The sequence below is a fragment of the Nocardiopsis sp. JB363 genome (genome assembly GCF_900143625.1).
Taxonomy (GTDB): domain Bacteria; phylum Actinomycetota; class Actinomycetes; order Streptosporangiales; family Streptosporangiaceae; genus Nocardiopsis.
Genome location: NZ_FRFF01000094.1, coordinates 1 through 23,048, shown reverse-complemented (window position 1 = coordinate 23,048; position 23,048 = coordinate 1). Strand labels below are relative to the sequence as shown.

The following is a 23,048-nucleotide window of genomic DNA, read 5'->3' as shown; positions in this document are numbered from 1 at the left end:
CGAGTTGGGGATGGGGCGATGCGGTTGACCCACGTGACGACGGCAGAACTCGACCGGTTGGAATTCCACGCCGTCCGATCCGGTGAACACGGTCGGACCGCCGCCCGCCTACTGGACCTGGCCAACAGCGTCGACGCCGGCAGTGAGGTCAGCAGGGCGGAGTTGTTCGTGCGCGCCGGAGAACAGTGGGAGATCGCCCAGGAGTTCGAGCGCGCCTGTTCCGCCTACCAGCGAGCCATCGACGATGGTGGGCCCACCGTCGTCGACGCGCACGCCCTCAGTGCGGGCGCCCTGTTGCAACTGGACGAACGCGGGCAGGCCGAAGGCCATCTCAAGCGGCTGGAGACCGGGGAACCGGTCGGACTGCCCACTCACATCCACGTCGCCGAGGTGTTGTACGCCCACGACGATCTGAGGGGCGCCGAACGGTGGGCCACCGTGGGCGCTCGGCGACACGCCGGTCGGCCCCAGAGTCCCTGTGACCGGGATCTGTTCCTCGAACTCCTGCGGATCCGATTCCGGATCCGGGCCGACATGGGGCTGTCCGAGGACGACCTGGACCTCCTCCTCGACCAGGACTGACCACCACGATCGGACGAGATGGTGGGTGACCTGGGGCGGCGGGGCGACCGAGGGTGTGCGGGCCCCGTCCCGGAGATCTGGGGAGGGGAACGTCGGCGCGGACGAGTGGTGTCGACGAGCGGTGCCGACGGACCGGAAGCGGCCATCCATGAGTGAGGTTTCCGACCCCTCCCACGGGCGCCTTGGCGACCTTCCGTACGTGGGGTCGGGTGCGTTCGCCCCGGGAACGTTCTAGGCTGTGACACGCCCCCTTCGGGCACTCTCCCGATACCGCCCCACCGCCCCTTTCAGGGGCTCCAAGGGCGTTCCATACCACGCTCGGCGCGTGTGTTCGACGATCGTCGAAGAATCTGAGAAATCGGCGACACGCCATCATCTTGCGGTGTTCCAAGGCGCTATCCCCTAGATGTAGTATCTGTCCCGCTGGTGGTTCACCGGGGTCGAAAGATCCGGGTGACGAGAGAGGGAACCCGGTGAGAGTCCGGGACTGCCCCGCAGCGGTGAGTGGGAACGAAGGTCGTCACAGGCACTGGGAACCCCCGAAGGTCCCGGGAAGCGACGGCGTAGTAGGACGCCCACGAGTCCGAAAACCTGCCATCGGCACGCACCCCCAGGTGTGTACAACGTCGGGGCTTCGAGGGAGAGCCGCCGCGACCCGACAGTGGACCGCACGCATCCGGTGCTGCGATCCACCGTTGTGAGCCGCACGCCCGCCACTCGTGCCCCCGCACCCCCACCGGGACCCTTTTACCGAGGTTGGAGCCGCTGTATGACCCTTGACGTCGAGGCCGTGCCCGCATCCGTTCGGCGCGAGCCGAACAACGAGGGCGGTCGTCCCGCCGCCATCGACCGGATCGAGCATGTCGTAGCCGAGGCCTGTGCACGGCTCTCCGGTGTTTCGGCGGAGAAGGTCCTGACCGAGGCGCGTCGCGGGTTCTACCCCGGCATCGCCGACGCCGAGGTCGAGCTCGCCCTCGTCATGGCTGCCCGCAGCTACGTCGAGGTCGACCCGAACTACTCCTACGTGGCCGCCCGCCTGCTGCTGGACAAGCTTCGCACCGAGGCCCTGAGCTTCATCGGTGGTGCTCCCCGGACCGCCACCCAGACCGAAATGGGCGACGGCTACGCGAGTTACCTGGCCGCGTACGTCGGCCGTGGCATCGATCTCGGACAGCTCGACCCCGCCCTCGCCCGGTTCGACCTGGACCGCCTGGGCAAGGCCCTGCACCCCGAGCGCGACGAGCAGTTCACCTTCCTCGGCATCCAGACCCTGTACGACCGCTACTTCCTGCACAGCGACGAGGTCCGCTACGAGCTGCCGCAGGCGTTCTTCATGCGCGTCGCCATGGGTCTGGCCCTCAACGAGGACGACCGTGAGGCCCGCGCCATCGAGTTCTACGAGCTGCTGAGCTCGTTCGACTTCATGGCCTCCACGCCCACCCTGTTCAACGCGGGCACGGTGCGCGCGCAGCTGTCGTCCTGCTTCCTGACCACGGTCGGCGACGACCTGCAGGACATCTTCCACGGCATCAGCAACAACGCCATGCTGTCCAAGTACTCGGGCGGTCTCGGCAACGACTGGACCCCGGTCCGCGGCCTGGGCTCCCACATCAAGGGCACCAACGGCAAGAGCCAGGGCGTCGTCCCGTTCCTGAAGATCGCCAACGACACCGCGGTCGCGGTCAACCAGGGCGGCAAGCGCAAGGGCGCGGTCTGCGCCTACCTGGAGACCTGGCACATCGACATCGAGGAGTTCCTCGACCTCCGGAAGAACACCGGTGACGAGCGCCGCCGCACCCACGACATGAACACCGCGAACTGGGTTCCGGACCTGTTCATGCAGCGTGTGGAGGAGCAGGGCACCTGGACCCTCTTCTCGCCGGACGAGGTCCCGGACCTGCACGACAAGTACGGCAAGGACTTCGTCGAGGCCTACGAGAAGTACGAGGCCGAGGCCGAGGCCGGTCGCATCAAGGTCTCCAAGAAGATGTCCGCCGTGGACCTGTGGCGCCGCATGCTCACCATGCTGTTCGAGACCGGCCACCCGTGGATCACCTTCAAGGACCCGTCCAACCTGCGCTCGCCGCAGCAGCACAACGGCGTGGTGCACTCCTCCAACCTGTGCACCGAGATCACGCTGAACACGAACAAGGACGAGGTCGCGGTCTGCAACCTCGGTTCGGTGAACCTGCCCCAGCACGTGGGCCCCGACGGCGTCGACGTCGAGCGTCTGCGTCGCACCGTCCGCACCGCCGTGCGGATGCTCGACAACGTCATCGACGTGAACTTCTACACGATCCCCGAGGCGCGCCGCGCGAACATGCGTCACCGCCCCGTGGGCCTGGGCCTCATGGGCTTCCAGGACGCCCTGTTCAAGATCCGCACGCCCTTCGCCTCCGACGGCGCGGTGACCTTCGCCGACGAGAGCATGGAGCTGATCAGCTACTACGCCATCGAGGCCTCCATGGAGCTGGCCGCCGAGCGTGGTTCCTACGAGAGCTTCGACGGTTCGCTGTGGAGCCGCGGCATCCTGCCGATCGACTCCCTGCGCCTGCTCGCCGAGTCCCGCGGCGGCGACCTGGACATGGACCGTGGCGAGACCCTGGACTGGGACTCGCTGCGCGAGCGCGTCAAGACCACCGGGATGCGCAACTCCAATGTCATGGCGATCGCGCCCACCGCGACCATCGCCAACATCACCGGCGTGAACCAGTCGATCGAGCCGGTCTACCGGAACCTGTTCGTCAAGTCGAACATGTCCGGTGACTTCACCGTCGTCAACGACTACCTGGTCCGCGACCTCAAGGAGCGGGGGCTGTGGGACGACGAGATGGTGTCCGCGCTGAAGATGCACGACGGCAGCCTCGGTGAGATCGACCGGGTGCCGGACGACCTCAAGGCGCTGTACGCCACCGCGTTCGAGGTCGACCCGTCCTGGCTGGTGGACGCGGGTTCGCGCCGCCAGAAGTGGATCGACCAGGCCCAGTCGTTGAACCTGTACATGGGCGCGCCCAGCGGTAAGAAGCTGGACGCCTTGTACCGCCGCGCCTGGCGCTCCGGGCTCAAGACCACGTACTACCTGCGGTCGCAGAGCGCCACGCACGTGGAGAAGAGCACCCTGAAGGGCACCGACGGTCGCCTGAACGCCGTGTCGGCCACCCCGACTCCGGCCGCCGCGCCGAGCCCGACTCCGAGCCCGACGCCCAGCCTCTCCCCGAGCCCGGCCCCGGTCGCCGAGCCCGCGGAGCCCGAGGACGAGTTCGAGATCGTCGAGGACCAGGCCTGCGGCATCGACGACCCCGAGTGCGAGGCCTGCCAGTAGGAGGCCCCGGGCCGGCGGGCGACCCCCGCCGGCCCTCCTCGCCCCTCCACTCCCACAGACGACCCGGCACGGCCGGAGAACGGAACACGAGCATGACCGCGGTTTCCGAGAACAACGCCGCCTCCACCGGCCTCGGCGAGATCCAGCGTGACGCCGAGCGCGTGAACGTCGACGACAAGGCGATGATCAACGCCCGCGCCGACGTGAACCAGCTGCTGCCCCTCAAGTACACCTGGGCGTGGGAGAAGTACCTGGCCGGGTGCAACAACCACTGGATGCCCACCGAGGTGGCCATGCAGGCGGACATCGCGCTGTGGAAGTCCAAGGACGGGCTGACCGAGGACGAGCGCCTCATGCTCAAGCGCAACCTCGGCTTCTTCGCCACCGCGGAGTCCTTGGTCGCCAACAACATCGTCCTGGCCGTGTATCGCCAGCTGACCAACCCGGAGTGCCGCCAGTACCTGCTGCGCCAGGCCTTCGAGGAGGCCGTGCACACCCACACCTTCCAGTACATCTGCGAGAGCCTGGGCCTGGACGAGGGCGAGCTCTTCAACATGTACCGCGAGGTCCCGTCCATCACCGCGAAGGACGCCTGGGCGCTCAAGTACACCCAGAACCTGGAGAACCCGGACTTCCGCACGGGCACGCCCGAGGCCGACCAGGCCTTCCTGCGGGACCTGGTCGCGTTCTACGTGATCTTCGAGGGCATGTGGTTCTACACCGGTTTCGCGCAGATCCTGTCGCTGGGCCGCCGCAACAAGATGGTCGGTATCGCCGAGCAGTACCAGTACATCCTGCGCGACGAGTCGATCCACCTGAACTTCGGCATCGACGTGATCAACCAGATCAAGATCGAGAACCCGAACCTGTGGAGCGAGGAGTTCCAGGCGGAGGTGCGGCAGATGCTGATCGACGCCTGTGAGCTGGAGGTCACCTACGGCCGCGAGACCATGCCGCGCGGTGTCCTGGGGCTGAACGCCGAGCTGTGCGAGAAGTACATGCACTTCATCACGGACCGCCGTGCCGAGCAGATCGGCCTGCGGCCCATCTACGGCGAGACGGAGAACCCGTTCCCGTGGATGTCGGAGATGATGGACCTGCAGAAGGAGAAGAACTTCTTCGAGACCCGAGTGATCGAGTACCAGACGGGTGGCGGCCTGGACTGGGACTAGGTCCTCTTCCCGGGAGAACCTTCTCCCTCCACGGCCCGGGGCGGGCGCGCGCCCCGGGCCGTTCGCGTGCCGGGATACGGGCTCCGCTTTCCTGGCCGGTTCCGGCAACGCTCTGACCGGAGGAGGTCAGAACCGGAACGATGTCGCGTCGCCCGCGTCGAAACGGGGTGCGAACAGGAAGTTCCTGGCGCGGAAGGGGGACGACGTGGAGCACTACTTCGGCGGAGAACGACACCAGAGGCTGCGAGAGGAAGTACGCGGGTTCGCGCTGCGGGAGGTGGAACCCCGGATCTCGGAGTTGGAGCGGCACCGTCGCGTCGACCGGGACCTTTCCCGGCTCATCGCCGAGCAAGGTTGGCTCGGGGTGACCGTGGATCGTGGTTACGGCGGGATGGGGCTGGGCCATCTGGCCAAGACCATCATCATCGAGGAGCTCTCCCGGGTCAGCGGGGCGATGGGCGCCATGGTCCAGGCCTCCCAGTTGGGGGTCGCCAAGATCGTGCACTTCGGGGACGAGAGGCAGCGTTCGACCTGGCTTCCCGAGGTGGCCGCCGGGCGTTGCCTGCCCACGATCGCGGTCACCGAGTACGGGTCCGGCGGGCACGTCCTCGGAATGACCACCAGCGCGGTACGCGACGGCGACGAGTACGTGCTCAACGGGCAGAAGGTGTTCGTGGGCAACAGCCACGTCGGTGACCTGCACGGTGTGGTGGCTCGGACCGGAGCCGGTTCGAAGGGCCTGTCGGCTTTCCTGGTCGAGTCGGACCGCCCTGGGTTCTCCCTGGGGCGGCACGAGGGCACGATGGGGCTGCACGGTTTCAGCTTCGGTGAGCTGCTCTTCGAGGACTGCCGGGTGCCCGCCGCCAACATGTTGGGCGCGGAGGGCGACGGCCTGCCGGTGGCCTACTCGTCCAGCGTCCTGTACGGCCGGGCCAACCTGGCCGCGGTGGCCCTGGGCATCCACCGTGCCCTGGTCGAGGAGACCGGCGCCTACGCCTCTCGGCAACATCGTTACGGCAAGCCGCTGTGCGAGGTTCCGTCGGTCAAGCTCAAGTTGGGTCGGATGCAGTCCCGGTTGATGGTGGCGACGCTGTCGCTGTACCACGCGGTGTCGCTCCTGGACCAGGGTCTGGCCTGCGACCACGAACTGATCAACGCCAAGCTCGTCAACGTGGAGTACGCGTTGGACACCGCGCGCAACGCCATGGAGATCCACGCGGCGCGGGGCCTGTACACCGATAGCCCCGTCGAGCGGTACCTGCGCGACGCCCACCACATCTTCGCGCCAGCCGGTACCAGCGACGTGCAGTTGCTGCGGTTGGGTGAGGCCGCGTTGGGCTCCGACAAGGGGCAGTGGTCCGAGCGTCTGGCGGGCCGGCTGAGGACCGGCCCGGAGCCGTTGCTCTCGGTGGGCTGACATGAGGCGCGGGGGCGGGAGGGGAAGAGGTCGCCCCCGCCGGACATGTCAAAGGCAGGACCTTTGAAAACGCCACCAAAAGGACACGAAGAATGACACTCGATAGCATAAGTCCCGCAGAAAGGGAACGAGCCGGTCACCGTTTGGGAACGGTTTGACAAGCTGCACGAATGTCCGGTTTGGGTCTCGCGTGGCCAGTGTGGCTACGCTACCGTTCTGATTATCACTTCCCGCCGATCCAGTGCGTGCTCGCCTTCATCGCTTGCTGCCCGTGATCCGTTCCGGGCCATCGAATCGCGATAGTCCACGATATGAGATTACTCGGGCGCTGTGTGGGAAAAGGCTAGAATCAACGAAGACCAAGGGCAGGGTCGGCGCATGTTCGAAACATACACGGGGAACTCTCAGGACTTCTTCGGTCAGTGGCGCAAGTCCCGTTACTCCTACGACATCGGGGCCTGCTGCGAGGTGCTCAACCTCACTTCGGGAGAGTCGTTCTTCCGTGACTCCGTGCATCCGGAGGACGCTCAGTTGAAGTTCGAGAACCGTGAGTGGATGACCTTTCTAGCGGTTTCGAAGGAAGCTCTCTAGTTCTTTCGACGTCGGGTACTGACACGATCCGGGGTGTGACCTCCCACGCGGAGAGTTCCGTGTGGGAGATGAGAAAGCCTGCTTATGGGGTAGGGGATTCGGGGTATGTTCCGGCATGCCCTGAACCCGGTAATCGAAGCGGAGCCGTGCGGTGTCCGATACTTCACGCCCCTATTCCCACCAGCGCATGAGCCGGTATGACCCTGGCGGGACCGAATCGCGAATTTCTCACATGTCCGGCCAGGCGGTCCAAGCCAGGGACGTCCACGGCGGTGTTCATTTCCATGGCTCCAGCGGCGTTCTATCGCGCCAGGCCATCCCCCGTGAGCTGCCCGGTGATGTACACGGCTTCGTCAACCGTGTGGCGGAACTCAAGACCCTCGACGCTCACCTCGATGATCACGACATCGGTGAGCTGCAGGGGGCCCTGCTCCACACCATCGTGGGTACTCCCGGAGTAGGGAAGACGGCACTGGCCCTACATTGGGCCCACCGGGTCCGGCGTCGCTTCCCCGATGGACAGCTCTACTCCGATCTTCGGGGTTATGGCACCGGACGACCGGTCCCAGCGGACCAGGTCTTGGACCGCTTCCTGCTCGCACTCGGAGCGACAGCGGATGTCGTTCCACACGATCTCGATGGCAAGGCGGGCCTGTTCCGATCTCTCATCGCGGACCGTCACATCCTCGTCATCCTGGACAACGCTGCGACCACAGCCCAATTACGCCCTCTGCTTCCGGGGACGGCCACCTGTGCCGTACTGGTGACGAGTCGAGACAGGCTGTCCGGTCTGGTGGCACTGGAGGGGGCACGACGCTTGACGGTTCGGGCTCTGGAATCCGCTGAAGGAGTGGCCCTCTGGAAGGGGCCGCCTCCCGGCACCGTCCAGATGACTCTCCGGGGGAAGTCGCCGAACTGGCCCGACTCTGTGATCACCTCCCCTTGGCGTTACGGGTCGCGGCTGAACGCGCGGTGAGCCGCCCGTACATGCCCTTGGGCGATCTCTTGAGGGACCTCCGGGACGAGTCGCACGTTGTTCGTTCGGTTTTCTCCTGGTCCTATCGGTCCTTGCCGGAAGGCACGGCTGGAGTGTTCCGTTCTCTGGGCCTGTACCCGGGGGTGACCTTCGGGGCGAACGCGATCGCCGCACTCTGCGAAAGGTCCACGACGGTGGTTCGCCATGCGTTGGACGCTCTCGTAGGTGCCCATCTGGTCGAGCAAACGGATGCCGACCTTTACCAAGTCCATGATCTGTTGCGCTCCTTCGCACTGGACAGGGCGCGAAACGAGGATTCCGAGGAGAAGAGGCGTACCGCTTTGGAGAACCTGGCGCATCGGTACCTGTACTCCGCTGATGCCTCGGCCCGAGCCACCGACTCCCACCTGCGTCATCATGATCTGGACGGGGTGCCGAGACCGGAGACCGAGGTGCCCACCTTCTCTCGGCACCAGGACGCACTCCGCTGGTTCGATCGTGAGTCCCTGAACATATCCGCCCTCGTGGAGGCCACGGACGAAGCCGGACTGGACACGCTCACTTGGCGGTTTCCCGTCATCCTGCGCCATGTGTACGTCTTCTACGCCTGCGGTTCCGAGTGGGAACGAATGATCGAATCGGGGATGGCCGCAGCCACTCGTGAGGGGAACAGGGAGGCAGAAGCCGACCTACTCGAAGCATCGGGCATGGCCTGTGTACAAGGTCATCGCTACTCGGAGGGCTTGGAATACCATCGACGCTCCCACGAGCTCAGGCGAACGATGCAGGACGAATTCGGAATGGCGATGTCCCTCAACGCCATCGGAATCGTCCATCTGAGGGTTCGACGGCTCGACCACGCCGCACAGCACTTCCGTCGATCCCTGGAGATCCTGGAGTCGCTCTCGAGAAGGACCTGGTCGGGGATCGCTCTCGGTAATCTGGCCAGGACCCACTTGGAGGAGGGGCGGTTCGAAGAGAGCCGGTCATTGGCTGAGAGGGCGGCGCGGATCCACCACGAGACCGGTAACCGGTTGAGCGAGTTCTCCTGTTTGACGACCCTGTGCGTGGCGTAGAGGGAGTCGGGACTCACCGAACAGGCGTTCGTGGTGGTGCGGCGAGCGCTGGAGGTCGCCGAACAATTGGGTGGTTCGCTTCGTGAGGCACTCGCTCTGCTCGAACTCGGGACGCTGCATGCCCAGGTCCATTCCTGGGACGAGGCGATCGCCGCATACCGAAGGGCGGCGGTTCTCTATCGACAGGGCGGGGACCTCATCGGTGAGGCCCGAGTGTTCGAGGCGACGGCGGATGCCTACCGGGCCATGGGACGTGCCGATGAGGCGGTGCGATCCTATGCCCGAGCGATCGAGGGCTATCGGTCCGGCGACCATTATCGTCGGTCCCTTGCACACTGTCTGTATCGGCTCGGTGAACTGCACCGTTCCGCAGGACGGACCCACCACGCGCGGCGAGAGTACGAGGAGGCCGTGGAGATCCTGGAGGGTCGCACCGAGGCCGATTCAGCCGGACTTCGGGAGCGTATCGAAGGCCTGCTCCGAAACGGCCTGGCATGAAACCTGCACTAGGAGGTACGTGTCACAAGGGTGCGATGGGGAAGACGTCGCAGTCCTGCCGCGTGAAGGTGGACATCGACGCCGCACCTGGGTGATCGGAACCGAACCGATCGATGAATACCGCCCGTAGTCCACTCCACTCCGCGGCCACATCCTCACCCATGGCATACCGGGTCACCAGATGATTCCGGTGCGCGGTCAACAAGATCGGGTGGTCGGAGGGCAGCTGAAGCAGACAGTCCGCGACTGTCATGGCCTCCAACTGGTGTGCCTCCTCGACACGGTCGAGGTAGAACAGGTCGGTGGCCAGGTTCAATGTGGCCGGTAAACAACTGAACGCTCCCGGGCCGTAGATGCGTGTTAGGCGTTCCAGCCCCTCTTGATCGAGTTGGAGTGCTTCGGTGTACCGGCCCGCGGCGCGAAGAACAATGGCCGCGCTGAGACGGGCGGTGGCGGGGAACGGGTGCTCGTTCGGGTAACGCTCGTCCAACGGGCGTATGAGGACCTCGGCCTCACGGACGGCCTCTGCCAGCTGTCGGTCTGAGGCCGTGCCCGCCAGGTTCACCATGTTGATGACTCGGCAGTACAGCACTTGCCGTGTATCGGTGGGATGGTTGCGCCGGTACACGGCAAGTGCTCCTTGTGAGAGCTCTGTGGCCGGCGCGGTGTGGCCGAGCCTGCGGTAGGCGACGGACAGGAACATCTTTCCCTGGAGCACGTGCGGGCTGTCCTCTTCGGCCGTGGAGGCGAAGCGTTCCATGCACTCCTCGATCTGCTTTCTGGCCTCCTCCAAGCGGCCCAGCAGGATGAGGTTGAGGCCGACCGACAGGCCGCTGCGCAGGGTGTGCACGTCATTGAGGCCCAGCACGAAACGCCGTCCTTGGAAGGTGTGCTGGTCGACGGCCAGGGCGGCCTCGAAGCGGCCCTGTTCCTGGAGGACCTGGCCGTAGTCGTGCGCGGCCTCCAGGGTGCGCGGGTCGGATTCGGTGTGTCTGCCGCGCCGGTGGTCCAGGATGCGGCGGAAGATCCGCCCCGCCTCCTCGAAGCGGCCCAGGCCGCTGAGCGAGATGGCCACCGCCCGCAGTGACTCCAGGGACTCGTCGTTGTCGCTCCCCTCGCGCTCGATCTGCTCGGCGTGGATCCGCTCGGCCTCGGCCAGGGCCGTCACGTACTCGCCGTGGATGCGCCGGATCTTGTTGCGTCGCAGTCGGGCGCGCACGCGCAGGGCGGGGTCGTCCGACCAGGCGTTGACGGCCTGGTCGACCAGGTTGGTGGCGTTGGAGTAGTCGCCCACCTCTGTGAGGAGGTCGACCACGTTCAGTACCAGTCCGCGCACCCGGGGATCTCGGCTCAGCCAGGCCTGTGAGGCCTTCACGTGCGCGTACAGCTGTAGGTACTCGGTCCGGTACGCCGAGTCGGTGGGGTGGTCCGGGTCGCTCCGGGCCAGGATCAGGTGCGCGAGGTCCCGGTACCGCACTCGTTCGGTGTGCGGGAGGGAATCGCGGATGACCGACTGGAACAGCTCGTGCAGCTGGAAGGTGTTCCGCTCGTGGTCGAAGTAGGCGAGGTGGTGGCGGCTCATGAAATCCAGGGCCCGGCCCAGGCGTGCGTCGTCGCCCAGCAGCGCCGTACCGAAGGGGGTCGGGCCCAGGTCACGGGAACGGGAGAACAGGGTGCGTCCCAAGGGTCGCGGCGCGAAGAACGCGCAGAGCCGGATCAGCTCCAGGGCCATGTGCTCGGTCTCGTGCTCGTCCCCGCCCGCGGCCAGGTCCTCGGCCTGGATGCCCCACGCCACCCGAAGGGGGATGGTGTGGTCGTCGGGGCCCGAGTAGGTGAGCATCTGGTTGTAGCGTTCCTCGAACGTGTCCAGGAACTCCGCGGTGGGGACGGTCGACTCGCGCAGGAACGCGCCGACCTGATTGAGGGCCAGGGGCAGGTATTCGAGCAGTTCGGCCAGGCGTTCTCCGTCCCGGTGGTGTTCGAGACGGTCGGGACAGACCCGACGCAGCAGGGAGAGGCTCTCGGCGTTGGTGAGCCGGGGGACGACCTGCCCGTCGAACCGGCCCTCCGGCAGCGTCCGGGTGGTCCGGCGGTGGTCGCGGGAGGTCACGAGGATGTTGCCGTGGACGCCCGTGGGGAAGTAGTCGGTGGCCAGGCGTTCGACGTCGGTGACGTCGTCGAAGACCAGGAGCCAGCGACCGACGGCGCGATCCCCGGAGAGGGCGTCGCGCACGGTCTGCACGGCGCGGGGGACGTGTTCGTAGGCGACCGGCAGCCCGATGTGTTCGGCCAACCGCAGGTAGGCGCGGTGCGAGTCGATGTCGGTGGAAGCGGGGATCCACCAGATGAGTTCGTATTCCTCCGCGTAGCGGTGTGCGTACTCGGCGGCGATGCGGCTTTTGCCGACGCCGCTCCCCCCACCGATCAGGAAACGGGATCCGGGCCTCGCGAAGACCTCGTGGATCTGCTCCAGGATGACTTCCCTACCGGTGAAGTGAGGATTGGCGCGGGGAACCCCGCCGATCACCGGAAGAAAGGAGGTGTCCTTGCTCCGGAGGCGGCCGGTCGTCATCGGTCCACCAGCTTTCTCGTGTGGCGCTGAGTGAGGGGCCCGGCGACGCAGGCCGGGGATGACCGTTCACCAGGGACTCTCGGACGGTCACGGGTCGAGCACACGGAGGGGGAGGGCCTGGCCGGGGCCGGCGGTCGGGTGAGTCCCGAGAGGGGTATGTGACGTGGTCACGGCCGGGAGGACGCGTTCGCGGGGGAGCGTTCCGCGTGGAGGAGAGCGGGGCCGGGGCATGATGGGGGGACGTGCGGTGTCCGTCCACCGCCCGCGTGATCCGTGACCCTCGGGGTCCGGGGCACCGGTTCATGGCGTGATCCCCATGCCTCGCGTGACGACGAGCCCGGTGGACGTGAAGATCATCCCCGGGCGGCGGGTTTTCCGTTGCGAGTGGACGGGACCGGCAACGGGCGCTTGGTTCCAGGCTAGGTTCTGTACCCGGCCGTGTCGATAGTCGTCCACAACATGTGGACGGCGGTTGTCGGAACGAGACTCCTGGAAACGGACAACAGCCCGAAGATCCGATTTCGCCATGTGGGAAAAGGGGATGTGGAGCCGTCCGAAAATGCGGAGGTCGGGCCGTGGAAAAGAAATGGTGGGGCGGTGAACCCCGTCGGAGGCGCGTCAGCCCGAAGAGGGGTCGGGCTCGTAGTTGCGCGTCATCATGGAGTTGCATTTGGAGCACAGGTGGCGGGCCGATCCTGGTGAGGAGGGCTGCCAGTCGTGCTCACCGCGAGGACATATCCCCGACGGTCCAATGCTGCGGGCGCGGATGGCGGCGGGCTGTGCGTCCATGCGGCAACGGTAACGCCCGCACCCCGCCTTCCACCACCCTGGGTAGGTGAAGGTCGACAGAAGGTCCACCCTTCTTCGGTGAACACCGAACGGATCGGGTCCTTCCGGGCGTGCACGTCGATCACGACCCGAGCCGGCCACGTGGTTCCCCCTGCGATCCCGAGGCCGAGGGGCGGTGCGCGGCCTCGCCGCGCCGGTCCCGGACCCGGAGGGGCTGCCGGCCCGCAGGCGCAGTTCGTCACGCCGATTGTCGTGAGATCCCATGACAGGATGACTCGTATGTCCGATCAGACAAACGGAATGCCCGGACAATGGTGGGCTGGACAATTGTTCCTGGTCGAAGACTCGGTGAGGTATCGAACAGGTGTTTTTCCACACACAAGGCATTGTGGTCCAGGCGACCGAAGGTGATGATCTGTTTATTCGACATAAGCGACGCATAACGATCCGACGTTGGCGTTCTCCATGGAAAGGAGGAGACGGGTGAACGACTCCATGATCTGGTCGATCCTGACCTTCGGTGTGTACCTCGCCGGAATGGTCGCGATCGGCCTGTGGGTCTACAAGCGCACCGTCTCACAGTCCGACTTCGTGCTCGGTGGCCGTCAGCTCAACAGCTGGGTCACCGCTCTCAGCGCCAACGCCAGCGACTTCAGCGGCTGGCTGCTGCTGGGGCTGCCCGGAGCCATCTACGTCTCAGGCCTCGGCGAGGCCTGGATCGCGGTGGGCCTGGCCTCCGGTTTCGCCGGTAGCTGGATCCTTCTCGCCCCACGACTCCGCGTCTACACCGAGCGGGTCACCGACACTCGATCCGGCGGGGAAGCCGACTCCCTCACGCTCTCCTCCTTCATGGAGCACCGTTTCAACGACCCCACTCGGCTGCTCCGCGGGGTCTCCGCCGTCCTGATCATCGTCTTCTACTTCTTCTACGTCGCCTCCGGCCTCGTGGCGATGGCCTCGCTCTTCGACATGGTCTTCGGGATGTCCCCGGCACCCGCCATCGCGGTGGGGGTGGGCATCGTGGTGCTCTACACCGTGCTGGGCGGCTTCCTCGCCGTCTCCTACACGGACGTGGTGCAGGCCGTCATGATGTGGTTGGCCCTGCTCATCGTTCCGGTACTCGCCATCTCGGTCCTGGGCGGATTCGGTGGACTCACGGAGGGCGTCAGCGCCAAGGCCGACGGTCTGATGTCCGCGTTCGGCGGAACCTCCCTGGACGCGGACCTCGGGACCTGGGTGAACACGGAGACCTTCGGCTGGGTCGTCGTCATCTCCGGACTGGCGTGGAGCTTCGGCTACTTCGGTCAGCCGCACATCCTCGCCCGCTACATGGGGATCCGTTCGGTGAAGGACATCCCCAAGGCCGCGGTCGTCAGCGTGAGCTGGGCGGTCTCCGCCATGATCCTCGCGGTCCTGGTGGGTTTCATCGGCATCGCCTACTTCGACACCCCGCTGAGTGACCCGGAACAGGTCTTCCCACGCTTGATCGAGGGCCTCTCCCACCCGGCGGTGGCCGGTATCCTCCTGGCCGCCATCCTGGCCGCCGTGATGAGCACCGCGGATTCCCAGCTGCTGGTCGCGGCCTCCGCCATCACCGAGGACGTCTACAAGGGTTTCCTCAACAAGGACGCGGACCCCCGCTTCCTCATGTGGGTCAGCCGCGGCACCGTCGTGGTCGTGGCCGCGGTCGCCGCCCTGGTGGCCCTGTTCGGTGACAGTTCGGTCATGGACCTGGTCGGCTACGCCTGGGCCGGGTTCGGTGCGGGCTTCGGTCCGGCGCTCCTCATGGCCATGTTCTGGAAGCGCATGACCTGGGCGGGTGCCCTGGCCGGCATGATCTCCGGCGGTGGCATGGCCATCCTCTGGGACTACGTCGACGAGGCCTTCCTGGGCTGGGGCCTGTACGCCATGGTCCCCGCGGTCATCCTCAGCTTCGTCTGCATGTTCGTCTTCAACGGCCTGGGCAAGGTCAGCGAGCAGATGGAGATCGACTTCGATCGCGTCGACGCCGAGGTCAAGAGCGGTGGCAAGGAGGAGGAACCCACCACCACAGCCTGAGTCCCTCGGGGGTGGGACCATCACGGGTCCCTAGGCCCTGTAACGAAAGGCTTCCGGGCCCGTGTCGCGTGCGGCACGGGCCCGGGCGCGCTCTGGCGTCGGTCGGTCCCGGAACGGTAGAACGGTGACATGTCGTCACCGACGGAACACCCGGCAGCCTGGACCCGTATCGACGTCCCCGAAGGACTGGGGCTCGGCACCCTCCTGCCCGAGCCCGATGGTTTCCGCCTGGAGGCCGGGGAGACCGTCGTCGAGGGCGAGGGGCGGTTCTTCACCCGTTTCACCGTGCGCACGGACCTTGCCTGGGTGACGACGGAGGTGCGCGCCGAGGTCCTCTCCGTCGGTGGTACGGAATCGGTCACCCTCCGGGCCCAAGGCGGTCACTGGAGTGACGGCGGCGGCCGTGAACTGCCCGAACTGGTGGGCTGTCTCGATGTCGACGTCGCCGCCACACCGCTCACCAACACCCTCCCCATCCGCAGGCTGGGGCTGCGTCCGGGGGAGCACCGCGACATCACGGTCGTGTGGATCGACGTCCCCTCCCTGCGGATCAGACGTGTTCGTCAGCGTTACATCCGTCATCCGGCCGAGGGCGGCCTGGAGTGGTACACCTACCGCGATCCCCTGCACGGCGAGTACCGGATGTCCGTGGACGGTGACGGCGTGGTGGTGGACTACGAACGCTTCGCCCGGCGGCTCCACCCCGGGACCTGACACACCGCACCGCGGGCGAGACGCCCAGCGGTACCGGTGATAATCGGGGAACACACGCAGTACATCCAGGGAGTGCACGTGACCGAGAACGAGCAGAGCCGGACGCGCCGCGAGATCATCCATGACCTCGGGGTCCCCGCGGACTTCGACGTCGACGCCGAGATCGAACGTCGCGTCGCCTTCCTCGCCGAGAGGCTCACCACGACCGGATCCCGCGCGTTGGTGCTGGGCATCAGTGGCGGTGTCGACTCGCTCGCCGCGGGCCGCCTGTGCCGACTGGCCGTCGACCGTGCCCGTGAGTCCGGGCACGAGGCCGAGTTCGTGGCCATGCGCCTGCCCTACGGCACCCAGAAGGACGAGGAGGACGCCGCCCGCTCCGTCGAGTTCGCCGCCCCCGAGCGTTGCCTCACCGTGGACGTGCGGCCCGCCACCGACGCCATGGCGGCTTCTCTGAGCGACTCCGGGATGGCCTACACGGACGACGCGGCGGAGGACTTCGCCGTCGGCAACGTCAAGGCCCGTGAGCGGATGATCGCCCAGTACGCCGTCGCCGGTGGTCTGCGCGGCCTGGTGGTCGGCACCGATCACGCCGCCGAGGCCGTCACCGGGTTCTTCACCAAGTACGGCGACGGTGCGGCCGACCTGATCCCGCTGAGCGGGCTCACCAAGCGCCGCGTTCGCGCGCTCATCGCCAGGCTCGGTGCCCCCGAGGACCTGGTCCACAAGGTGCCCACCGCCGACCTGGAGTCGCTCGCCCCGCAGAAGCCGGACGAGGAGGCCCTCGGCCTCACCTACGACCAGATCGACGATTTCCTGGAAGGGCTCCCCGTCGACGACGAGGTGATTCGCGTCCTCGTCGACCGCTACCGCTCCACGGCCCACAAGCGGGCCATGCCCACGGCTCCCTGACCTCCTCGCGCGGGCCCCTCGCGGTCTCCCCCGACGGACGGCCCGCCGGTCGGTGGTGCGAAGGTCCCGGCATCGTTATCCACAGCCCTCTGACCGGCAGGCCCAGGATCGGGTATTTTCTCTGCAAGCCCTCCCGACATCCGTCTTCTCGGGTGCACGGTAGTGCTGGCCCTACCCTCGGGGGTGGGCCTGCCGCCGCCGGGGAGGGGATCCTGCGCCATCGCGACCGAACGGCCGCGCGCCTAGGGTCGTTATCGACGACGCGTCATCGAATGCCACTCGCGGGCTCATACGAGGGCCTCCGCGGGGACGTGTCGACACCCCCTGATCCCGGTCACCGCGACCAATGGGCACCCTCGTGTGCTCATCGGTCTCGGGGACGACCAAGGAGCGACATACCGATGACCATGACCGTCGAACCCGCGGGTGGGCGACCGCCCACGACCGCACCCGTGGCCGCCGCGCCCGAGGCTCGAACCCGTGACCGTTTCCTCGACGTGGTGCGCCTGTTCGTCATGGTCCTCGTGGTGGTCCAGCACTGGTGGCTTCCGGTGCTCAGCGTTCAGGTCCAGGGGGAACTGTCCGCGGGCAGCGTGCTCAGTTCCGATGGCGGCTTCGCGCTCACCTGGATCTCCCAGGTCATGCCCTTGATCTTCTTCGTGGGCGGCGCCGCCAACTTCTTCAGTTGGCGTGCGGCGTCCCGCAGGGGTGAGCCCGCCCGGGTCTGGTGGGCCAAGCGGCTGCGCCGGCTCGCCTGGCCGGTGGTGCCCCTCGCGGTGGTGTGGATCGTCTCCTGCCACCTGATCGTCCTGGGCGGGGCGCCGGCGCAGCCGGTCCTGGTCGGCGCGGGCGCCGCGGGCATGGTGCTGTGGTTCCTGGCCTCGTACGTCATCGTGGTCATGGCGACGCCGATCCTGGTCGCCGCGCAGGAACGGTTCGGCTGGTGGGTTCCGGCGGCGTTGCTCGCCGGCGCGGTGATCGTGGACACGGTCCGATTCAGCTCCGGGGTCGAGTGGCTCGGTTTCCTGAACGTGGCGTTCGTCTGGTTGGGCGTGCACCAGATGGGTTTCCGTTACGCGACCGGTTCGATCGGCAAGGCGCAGGCCGCCTGGTTGGCCGGCGTGGGCGGGGTGGCCGCCCTGGTGCTGGCCTGGTTCGGTCCGTACTCGTTGAACATGACCGGGGTGTTCGCGGCGGAGACCTCGAACGTGTCCCCGCCCACGCTCGTCCTGGCGGCGCTGGGTGCCTTGCAGATCGGTGTCTCGGTACTGCTGCGAGACCGGATCTCCGCGTGGGTGGACCGACCAGGTCCCGCGCGGATGATGGACCGGATCAGCCCGCAGCTGATGACCGTCTACCTCTGGCACATGGTGCCGGTCAGCGTCATCGCCGGTGTGCTGGTGTTCGGCCTCGGCATCGACACCCCCGAACCGATGACCGGTCTGTGGCTGTTGTGGGGTGTTCTCGGGGTGGTGGTGTTGATCCCGCTCATCCTGCCGTTGGCGCACTGGGCGGTGCGCTTCGAGGAGCCGCCGCGGATGCTCAAGGGGGACCCCGGCCTGATCCGGGTACTGGCCGCCGCGGCCCTGATCGGTGGGGGCCTGCTCGTTCTCACGGTGGGAGGCCTCGGGTTCGGTCCGCTGCCGGTGATCGGTCTGATCGCGGTCATCTCCGGTCTGTTGCTCACGGCCGCCCCGCGCACCCGGGTGCGGGAGACCGTACGCGAAGCGCTCCGCGCCTGACAGTGGGGTGACGCGGCCGTGACCGAGGGTCGACGGGAATCCATCTTTCGTTCAGATTCACACCCGAACGGCGTGGCGTGACGGGCGCCCGAGGGTAGACACGACCAATGGACCCCAGACACATCGCCTACGAACGGCACGGCAGTGGACGACCGATCGTTCTCCTGCACGGACTCGGGGACCGCAGACAGAGCTGGCGGGCCGTGGCGCCGCAGTTGGTGGACGACTACGAGGTGGTTTCCATCGACCTGCCGGGTTTCGGTGATTCGCCGGCGCCCTCCACGGACGAGCCCTACGACGTGCACAGCCTCGTCCGGGTGATTCGGGAGTTCTGTGCGCTGCACGGCCTCGAACACCCGCACCTGGCGGGCAACTCGCTGGGTGGTTCGATCGCGTTGGAGTTGGGCGTCCAGGGGGTCGCCGGTTCTGTCACGGTGTTCTCACCCGCAGGGTTCTCCGACAACCTCGCCCGTTGGGGCATGCGCACCGTCGGGGTGGTCGCCAACCTGGCCACCCGTATCCCGATGCCGGTCAAGGAACGCCTGGCGGACACCCCTCCCGCCCGGGCGGCGGCCCGGGTCGCCCTGCGAGGAGACCCCTCCTCTCCAGAGGCGAAGGCCACCAGGTTCGGTGTACAGGGGCTCGAACCCGGCGCTCCGTACGTGCGCATGGTGCCCAAGATCGCCGAGTACGACTTCCTCTCGCGCCCGATCGACTGTCCGGTCACGATCGCCTGGGGCGACCACGACCGGACCCTGCTGCCCTCCAGCGCCCGGCACGCCCACGAGCGGGTGCCGTCGGCCCGCATGGTGTCGCTGCTCGGGGCCGGACACATCCCGATGGCCGACGACCCGCTCGCGGTGGCCGAACAGATCAGGTGGACCTGCAACGCCGCCGATCGGCTGGTCAACCGGATCAGGTGAACCGGAACCCTCCCTCGGAGCTGATCACCTGGCCGGTGATCCACGCCGCCTCGTCGGTGGCCAGCCAGGACAGGAGCCGTGCGGGGTCGTCCGGTTCACCCAACCGCCCCAGCGCGAACATGGGCACCACCCGTTCCAGGAGTTCCCCCTCGATGTAGCCGGTCTGCACCGGGCCCGGGTTGACCGTGTTGACGGTGATGCCGCGTGGTCCCAGCTCCGCCGCGATGGTGGGGGTGATCTGGGCCAACGCGCCCTTGGCGGAGGCGTACGCGACCTCGCCCGCCATCGGCCCGTGCATCTGCCCGGAGGTCATGAACAGCACCCGCCCACCCGGGCGACCATCGTGTCGGGCGGCGAAGGCCTGGGCGAGGAGCAACGGGGATCGGGCGTCCACCGCCCAGTGCCCGTCGAGCATGGCGGCGGTGATCTCGGCGAGGGTGCCGTCCCCGCCGCTGCGGGCGTGGTTGGCGACCAGGACGTCCAGGTGGCCGAACTCGGCGACGGTCGCCTCGACCACTCGTTCGGGGGCCTGGGGATCGGCCATGTCGGCGCCGATGTGCGCCACGCGGGCGTTCGGATCACCGAGCACCGAGCGCACCCCCTCGGCCACCGCCTCGACGTCGTCGCCGCCCCAGGGTTGGGACTCGTCGTGCGGACGGAAGTGGTGGAGCATCACGCAGGCCCCGTAGGCGGCGAGGCGGCGGGCGACGGCGTAGCCGATGCCTTCGCGTCGGCTGGCCCCGGTGACCAGGGCGACACGCCCACGGAGGGGGAGCGGGTCACGGGTGAGCGGTGAGAGGGGACTCGGCGACTGCTCCGACCCTTTGTGATGGGGCTGGGGCGGATGACCCATGTTCGTCTCCTGTCGATTCGGCGGCGGGGTGCGGCGGTTCCTCGGACGACGGCACTCTGTCATCCGGTCGGGGAGAGCGCCATCGCATTTCGTACTGGTGCGCCCCGCTCTCGTCTCGGGTCTCGGCCCCGGTTCCGGGTCCGGTGCAGTGGGCGGTCCTCCCGTGCCCGGTCCGATTCACCCAGCCCCACGGTCTTTCCCGAGGTGGCCGGTGCGGGATAGCGTTGCGCGCGGAACAACTCCCCGAGGAGGCACTGGTTTGACCGCATCGACACACTCGACCCCGGGAGGGGCCGCGTGGCTGAGGGAGCAGGAGCGAGGCCTGGTGGGCTTCGCGTCCGGGGCGGCGGTCCCGGAGGGCTTCGGCTGGTTGGACGCGAAGGGTGGGGTGGAGCCCGAGCGCGCGACCGCCACCTGGATCACGTCGCGCATGACACACGTGTTCTCCCTGGCGCACCTGCGAGGGGTCTCCAACGCGGCCGAGTTCGCCGATCACGGACTGGCCGCACTGGCGGGTCCGCTGCGCGACGCGGAGCTGGGCGGATGGTTCGAGGAGGTACCGGAGGGCGGGGATCCCAGAAGCATTCGGGAGCGCTCCCAAGTGCTGCCGGAGAAGGCCGCCTATCCGCACTCCTTCGTGGTCCTGGCCACCGCCAGCGCCGCCCACGCCGGCCGTCCGGGGGCGCGGGCCCTGCTCGACGAGGCCCTCGGCGTCATCGAGGAGAGGTTCTGGGAACCCGACGCCGCGTGCGTTCGGGAGAGCTGGGACGCCGACTGGACCACCACCGAGTCCTACCGTGGTGCCAACAGCGCGATGCACTGCGTGGAGGCCTTCCTCGCGGCGGCCGACGTCACCGGTGACACCCTGTGGACGCGCAGGGCGCTCGCGATCGCCGAGCGCCTGATCCACGGGGTGGCCGCCGACCACGACTGGCGGCTGCCCGAGCACTTCACCCCGGACTGGACACCCCTCCCGGACTACAACCGGGACCACCCGGACCACCCCTTCCGCCCGTTCGGTAGTACCACCGGTCACCTGCTCGAATGGGCCCGTCTGCTGGTGCACCTCGAACTCGCCCTGGAGCGGGCCGGCGAACCGGTGCCGGACTGGCTGCTCACCGACGCCGAACTCCTCTTCGACAACGCGGTCCGTCGCGGCTGGGACGTCGACGGGGCCGAGGGGTTCGTCTACACGCTCGACTGGCAGGACCGACCGGTGGTGCGACAACGCATGCACTGGGTGGTCGCGGAGGCGACCATGGCCGCGTGGGCCCTGGCCGAACGCACCGGCGCGGAGAAGTACACCGAGCACCTGGACCGTTGGTGGGCCTACACCGACCGGCACCACGTGGACCGGGAGAACGGGAGTTGGTGGCACGAGTTGGATCCGCAGAATCGGCCATCGGGTTCGGTGTGGGCGGGCAAACCGGACGTCTACCACGCCTACCAGGCGGTGCTGTTGCCCCAGATCGGTCTGTCCACCTCGATCGCGGCCGCTCTGCCCGCCCGTGACGCCGACGGGGGTGCGGAGTGAACGAGCGAACACCCTCCCGGCTCGTGGTGGTCGGGGAGAACGTCATGGACCTGCTGCCCACCCGGCACGGCCCCCGGACCCTGTGGGCCGCTCCCGGTGGTGGTCCCGCCAACACAGCGGTCGCCGCGTCTCGGCTGGGTCTGCCCACCCGGCTCCTGGCCCGGATCGGCTCCGACGGGTTCGGGTCGATGATCCGGGAACGCCTCCTGGGTGAGGGGCTGGACCCGGCCGGACTCGTCGACGCGGACGAACCATCCGCCCTGGCCCTGGCCACCCTGGCCGCGGACGGGTCGGCGAACTACGACTTCCGGATGGATGACGCCGCCGACTGGCGTTGGCGGTCCGATGAGCTGCCCGAGACTCTGGAACCCGAGGTCGTCGCGGTGCACGCCGCCTCAATCGCCCTGTTCAGGGAACCCGGAGCCTCCCTCATCGAGGCCCTGCTGCGTCGCGAACACGGGCGGGGTCGGGTGACCATCACACTCGACCCGAACATTCGCGCGGCTGTGATCGGTGATCGGTCCGACGCCCGCGCCCTGGCCCTGCGGCACGCCGCCCAGGCGCACGTGGTGAAGGCCAGCGACGAGGACCTCGACTACCTCTATCCCGACCACACCCTGGAACAGGCCGCCTCGGCACTGGCGGCCCTCGGTCCGGTCCTGGTCGTGGTCACCCGGGGTGCGGAGGGTGCCTTCGCGCTCTCCCACGGGGTGTCGGCCGCGGTGTCGGCCCCGAAGACGGAGGTGGTGGACACCGTCGGCGCGGGTGACTCGTTCATGGGCGCGCTCCTGCACCGGTTGGATCTGGACGGTCGGTTGGGGGATTCGCCCCGGGAACGTCTGGCCGGTCTGACGGAGGCGGACCTGGAGGCGCTGTTGACGCACGCGGCCACGGCGGCCGCGCACACGGTTACCCGAGAGGGCGCCGAGCCGCCCACGGTGGAGGAGTTGAACGCCGCCTTGGCCCGAGCCACGGCCGGGTAGCGTTCGTCGGCCCCTGAACCTCATCGGCCGGGGGCCGCATCGTCTTGATTCGTCGGTCACCGGATGGTCTGTCCGACGCCCCGAGCCGCACCGGGCTTCGTGTGCCCGGTGCGGCCTTCTCCTGGGCGGGTCCTGCTCGGTCAGCTCAGGAGGGTGACCAGTGGTTGGGCCATGGCGCCGGCCAGTGCGGCCAAGGCGTAGCCGGTGATGAGGTGGCCGATTCGGCGGCGGCGGGGTTTGCGGTGGCTCGCCGGGCGGCGCGGGTGGTCCGACCGGCGCGGCAGCGGCGGAGGCGGCGGCACGTACTCCCGGCGGGGGCGCGGGATCGGTAGCGGGT

The 23,048-nt window shown here is 67.7% G+C and carries 19 protein-coding genes and 1 riboswitch; of the genes, 14 read left to right on the top strand and 5 right to left on the bottom strand.

Going from position 1 to position 23,048, the window contains the following annotated elements; all coding sequences use genetic code 11:
- Positions 1–18: 18 nt before the first annotated feature.
- The 5 genes from BQ8420_RS13930 to BQ8420_RS13910 all read left to right on the top strand — a co-directional run bounded on the left by BQ8420_RS13930 (position 19) and on the right by BQ8420_RS13910 (position 7,084).
- Entirely contained in the window at positions 19–582 is a 564-nt protein-coding gene (locus BQ8420_RS13930; RefSeq protein ID WP_087099134.1) for a hypothetical protein, read from the top strand.
- A 410-nt stretch (positions 583–992) separates the two neighbouring features.
- Positions 993–1,196, top strand: a riboswitch (cobalamin riboswitch).
- 155 nt (positions 1,197–1,351) lie between these two features.
- Positions 1,352–3,904 carry a ribonucleoside-diphosphate reductase subunit alpha gene (locus tag BQ8420_RS13925; RefSeq protein WP_087099132.1) on the top strand — a complete coding sequence of 851 codons (2,553 nt, stop codon included), beginning with the start codon at positions 1,352–1,354 and terminating at the stop codon, positions 3,902–3,904.
- A 92-nt stretch (positions 3,905–3,996) separates the two neighbouring features.
- Positions 3,997–5,076 (top strand): ribonucleotide-diphosphate reductase subunit beta, encoded by a 1,080-nt coding sequence (locus tag BQ8420_RS13920; protein WP_087099130.1) that lies wholly within the window; start codon positions 3,997–3,999, stop codon positions 5,074–5,076.
- A gap of 205 nt (positions 5,077–5,281) precedes the next feature.
- Positions 5,282–6,493 (top strand): acyl-CoA dehydrogenase family protein, encoded by a 1,212-nt coding sequence (locus BQ8420_RS13915; protein WP_087099128.1) that lies wholly within the window; start codon positions 5,282–5,284, stop codon positions 6,491–6,493.
- Positions 6,494–6,871: 378 nt separating this feature from the next.
- On the top strand, positions 6,872–7,084 hold the full coding sequence (locus BQ8420_RS13910) for a DUF397 domain-containing protein (protein WP_087099126.1): 213 nt from the start codon (positions 6,872–6,874) through the stop codon (positions 7,082–7,084).
- 301 nt (positions 7,085–7,385) lie between these two features.
- Here the strand turns inward: BQ8420_RS13910 and BQ8420_RS33030 are convergent, their stop codons facing one another.
- Complete coding sequence (locus tag BQ8420_RS33030; RefSeq protein ID WP_255404871.1) at positions 7,386–7,520, bottom strand: hypothetical protein; 135 nt, start codon at positions 7,518–7,520, stop codon at positions 7,386–7,388.
- A gap of 818 nt (positions 7,521–8,338) precedes the next feature.
- Here BQ8420_RS33030 and BQ8420_RS32730 point away from each other — a divergent pair.
- Both BQ8420_RS32730 and BQ8420_RS32725 read left to right on the top strand, forming a co-directional pair.
- Entirely contained in the window at positions 8,339–9,136 is a 798-nt protein-coding gene (locus BQ8420_RS32730; protein ID WP_235006197.1) for a tetratricopeptide repeat protein, read from the top strand.
- A gap of 30 nt (positions 9,137–9,166) precedes the next feature.
- A complete protein-coding gene (locus BQ8420_RS32725) occupies positions 9,167–9,634 on the top strand; it encodes a tetratricopeptide repeat protein (RefSeq protein WP_235006196.1) in 468 nt (155 codons plus the stop codon).
- Between the two features lie 22 nt (positions 9,635–9,656).
- Here BQ8420_RS32725 and fxsT read toward each other — a convergent pair whose 3' ends face one another.
- Together fxsT and BQ8420_RS32310 are read right to left on the bottom strand one after the other, a co-directional pair.
- A complete protein-coding gene (gene fxsT, locus BQ8420_RS13900; protein ID WP_087099124.1) occupies positions 9,657–12,206 on the bottom strand; it encodes an FxSxx-COOH system tetratricopeptide repeat protein in 2,550 nt (849 codons plus the stop codon).
- Positions 12,207–12,824: 618 nt separating this feature from the next.
- Positions 12,825–12,995 (bottom strand): hypothetical protein, encoded by a 171-nt coding sequence (locus tag BQ8420_RS32310; protein WP_200815930.1) that lies wholly within the window; start codon positions 12,993–12,995, stop codon positions 12,825–12,827.
- A gap of 495 nt (positions 12,996–13,490) precedes the next feature.
- Between BQ8420_RS32310 and putP the strand changes: the two genes are divergently transcribed.
- The 5 genes from putP to BQ8420_RS13875 all read left to right on the top strand — a co-directional run bounded on the left by putP (position 13,491) and on the right by BQ8420_RS13875 (position 19,341).
- Positions 13,491–15,053 (top strand): sodium/proline symporter PutP, encoded by a 1,563-nt coding sequence (putP, locus tag BQ8420_RS13895; RefSeq protein ID WP_087099144.1) that lies wholly within the window; start codon positions 13,491–13,493, stop codon positions 15,051–15,053.
- 129 nt (positions 15,054–15,182) lie between these two features.
- Positions 15,183–15,767: a putative glycolipid-binding domain-containing protein gene (locus BQ8420_RS13890; RefSeq protein WP_087099122.1), complete on the top strand. Its 585-nt coding sequence runs from the start codon at positions 15,183–15,185 to the stop codon at positions 15,765–15,767.
- A 78-nt stretch (positions 15,768–15,845) separates the two neighbouring features.
- Entirely contained in the window at positions 15,846–16,676 is an 831-nt protein-coding gene (gene nadE, locus BQ8420_RS13885) for an ammonia-dependent NAD(+) synthetase (RefSeq protein ID WP_087099120.1), read from the top strand.
- Between the two features lie 401 nt (positions 16,677–17,077).
- On the top strand, positions 17,078–18,418 hold the full coding sequence (locus tag BQ8420_RS13880) for an acyltransferase (protein ID WP_087099117.1): 1,341 nt from the start codon (positions 17,078–17,080) through the stop codon (positions 18,416–18,418).
- 107 nt (positions 18,419–18,525) lie between these two features.
- Positions 18,526–19,341: an alpha/beta fold hydrolase gene (locus BQ8420_RS13875; RefSeq protein WP_087099115.1), complete on the top strand. Its 816-nt coding sequence runs from the start codon at positions 18,526–18,528 to the stop codon at positions 19,339–19,341.
- Here the strand turns inward: BQ8420_RS13875 and BQ8420_RS13870 are convergent.
- Complete coding sequence (locus BQ8420_RS13870; protein WP_087099113.1) at positions 19,334–20,194, bottom strand: SDR family oxidoreductase; 861 nt, start codon at positions 20,192–20,194, stop codon at positions 19,334–19,336. The genes BQ8420_RS13875 and BQ8420_RS13870 overlap by 8 nt on opposite strands.
- A 259-nt stretch (positions 20,195–20,453) precedes the next feature.
- Between BQ8420_RS13870 and BQ8420_RS13865 the strand changes: the two genes are divergently transcribed.
- Complete coding sequence (locus BQ8420_RS13865; protein ID WP_087099111.1) at positions 20,454–21,728, top strand: AGE family epimerase/isomerase; 1,275 nt, start codon at positions 20,454–20,456, stop codon at positions 21,726–21,728.
- Between the two features lie 44 nt (positions 21,729–21,772).
- Positions 21,773–22,711 (top strand): PfkB family carbohydrate kinase, encoded by a 939-nt coding sequence (locus tag BQ8420_RS13860; protein ID WP_235006199.1) that lies wholly within the window; start codon positions 21,773–21,775, stop codon positions 22,709–22,711.
- 140 nt (positions 22,712–22,851) lie between these two features.
- On the opposite strand, the gene BQ8420_RS13855 is transcribed toward BQ8420_RS13860, so the two are convergent.
- Positions 22,852–23,048, bottom strand: a 197-nt coding sequence (locus BQ8420_RS13855; RefSeq protein WP_200815929.1) for a hypothetical protein, incomplete at its 5' end; no start/stop codon positions are given.

Excerpts from the sequence above, each read along its gene's own strand:
- BQ8420_RS13930 (WP_087099134.1), top strand. The coding sequence starts at position 19 with ATGCGGTTGACCCACGTGACGACGGCAGAACTCGACCGGTTGGAATTC.
- BQ8420_RS13925 (WP_087099132.1), top strand. The coding sequence starts at position 1,352 with ATGACCCTTGACGTCGAGGCCGTGCCCGCATCCGTTCGGCGCGAGCCG.
- BQ8420_RS13920 (WP_087099130.1), top strand. The coding sequence starts at position 3,997 with ATGACCGCGGTTTCCGAGAACAACGCCGCCTCCACCGGCCTCGGCGAG.
- BQ8420_RS13910 (WP_087099126.1), top strand. The coding sequence starts at position 6,872 with ATGTTCGAAACATACACGGGGAACTCTCAGGACTTCTTCGGTCAGTGG.
- fxsT (WP_087099124.1), bottom strand. The coding sequence starts at position 12,206 with ATGACGACCGGCCGCCTCCGGAGCAAGGACACCTCCTTTCTTCCGGTG.
- BQ8420_RS32310 (WP_200815930.1), bottom strand. The coding sequence starts at position 12,995 with ATGGACGCACAGCCCGCCGCCATCCGCGCCCGCAGCATTGGACCGTCG.
- putP (WP_087099144.1), top strand. The coding sequence starts at position 13,491 with ATGATCTGGTCGATCCTGACCTTCGGTGTGTACCTCGCCGGAATGGTC.
- BQ8420_RS13890 (WP_087099122.1), top strand. The coding sequence starts at position 15,183 with ATGTCGTCACCGACGGAACACCCGGCAGCCTGGACCCGTATCGACGTC.
- BQ8420_RS13880 (WP_087099117.1), top strand. The coding sequence starts at position 17,078 with ATGACCATGACCGTCGAACCCGCGGGTGGGCGACCGCCCACGACCGCA.
- BQ8420_RS13875 (WP_087099115.1), top strand. The coding sequence starts at position 18,526 with ATGGACCCCAGACACATCGCCTACGAACGGCACGGCAGTGGACGACCG.
- BQ8420_RS13870 (WP_087099113.1), bottom strand. The coding sequence starts at position 20,194 with ATGGGTCATCCGCCCCAGCCCCATCACAAAGGGTCGGAGCAGTCGCCG.
- BQ8420_RS13860 (WP_235006199.1), top strand. The coding sequence starts at position 21,773 with ATGGACCTGCTGCCCACCCGGCACGGCCCCCGGACCCTGTGGGCCGCT.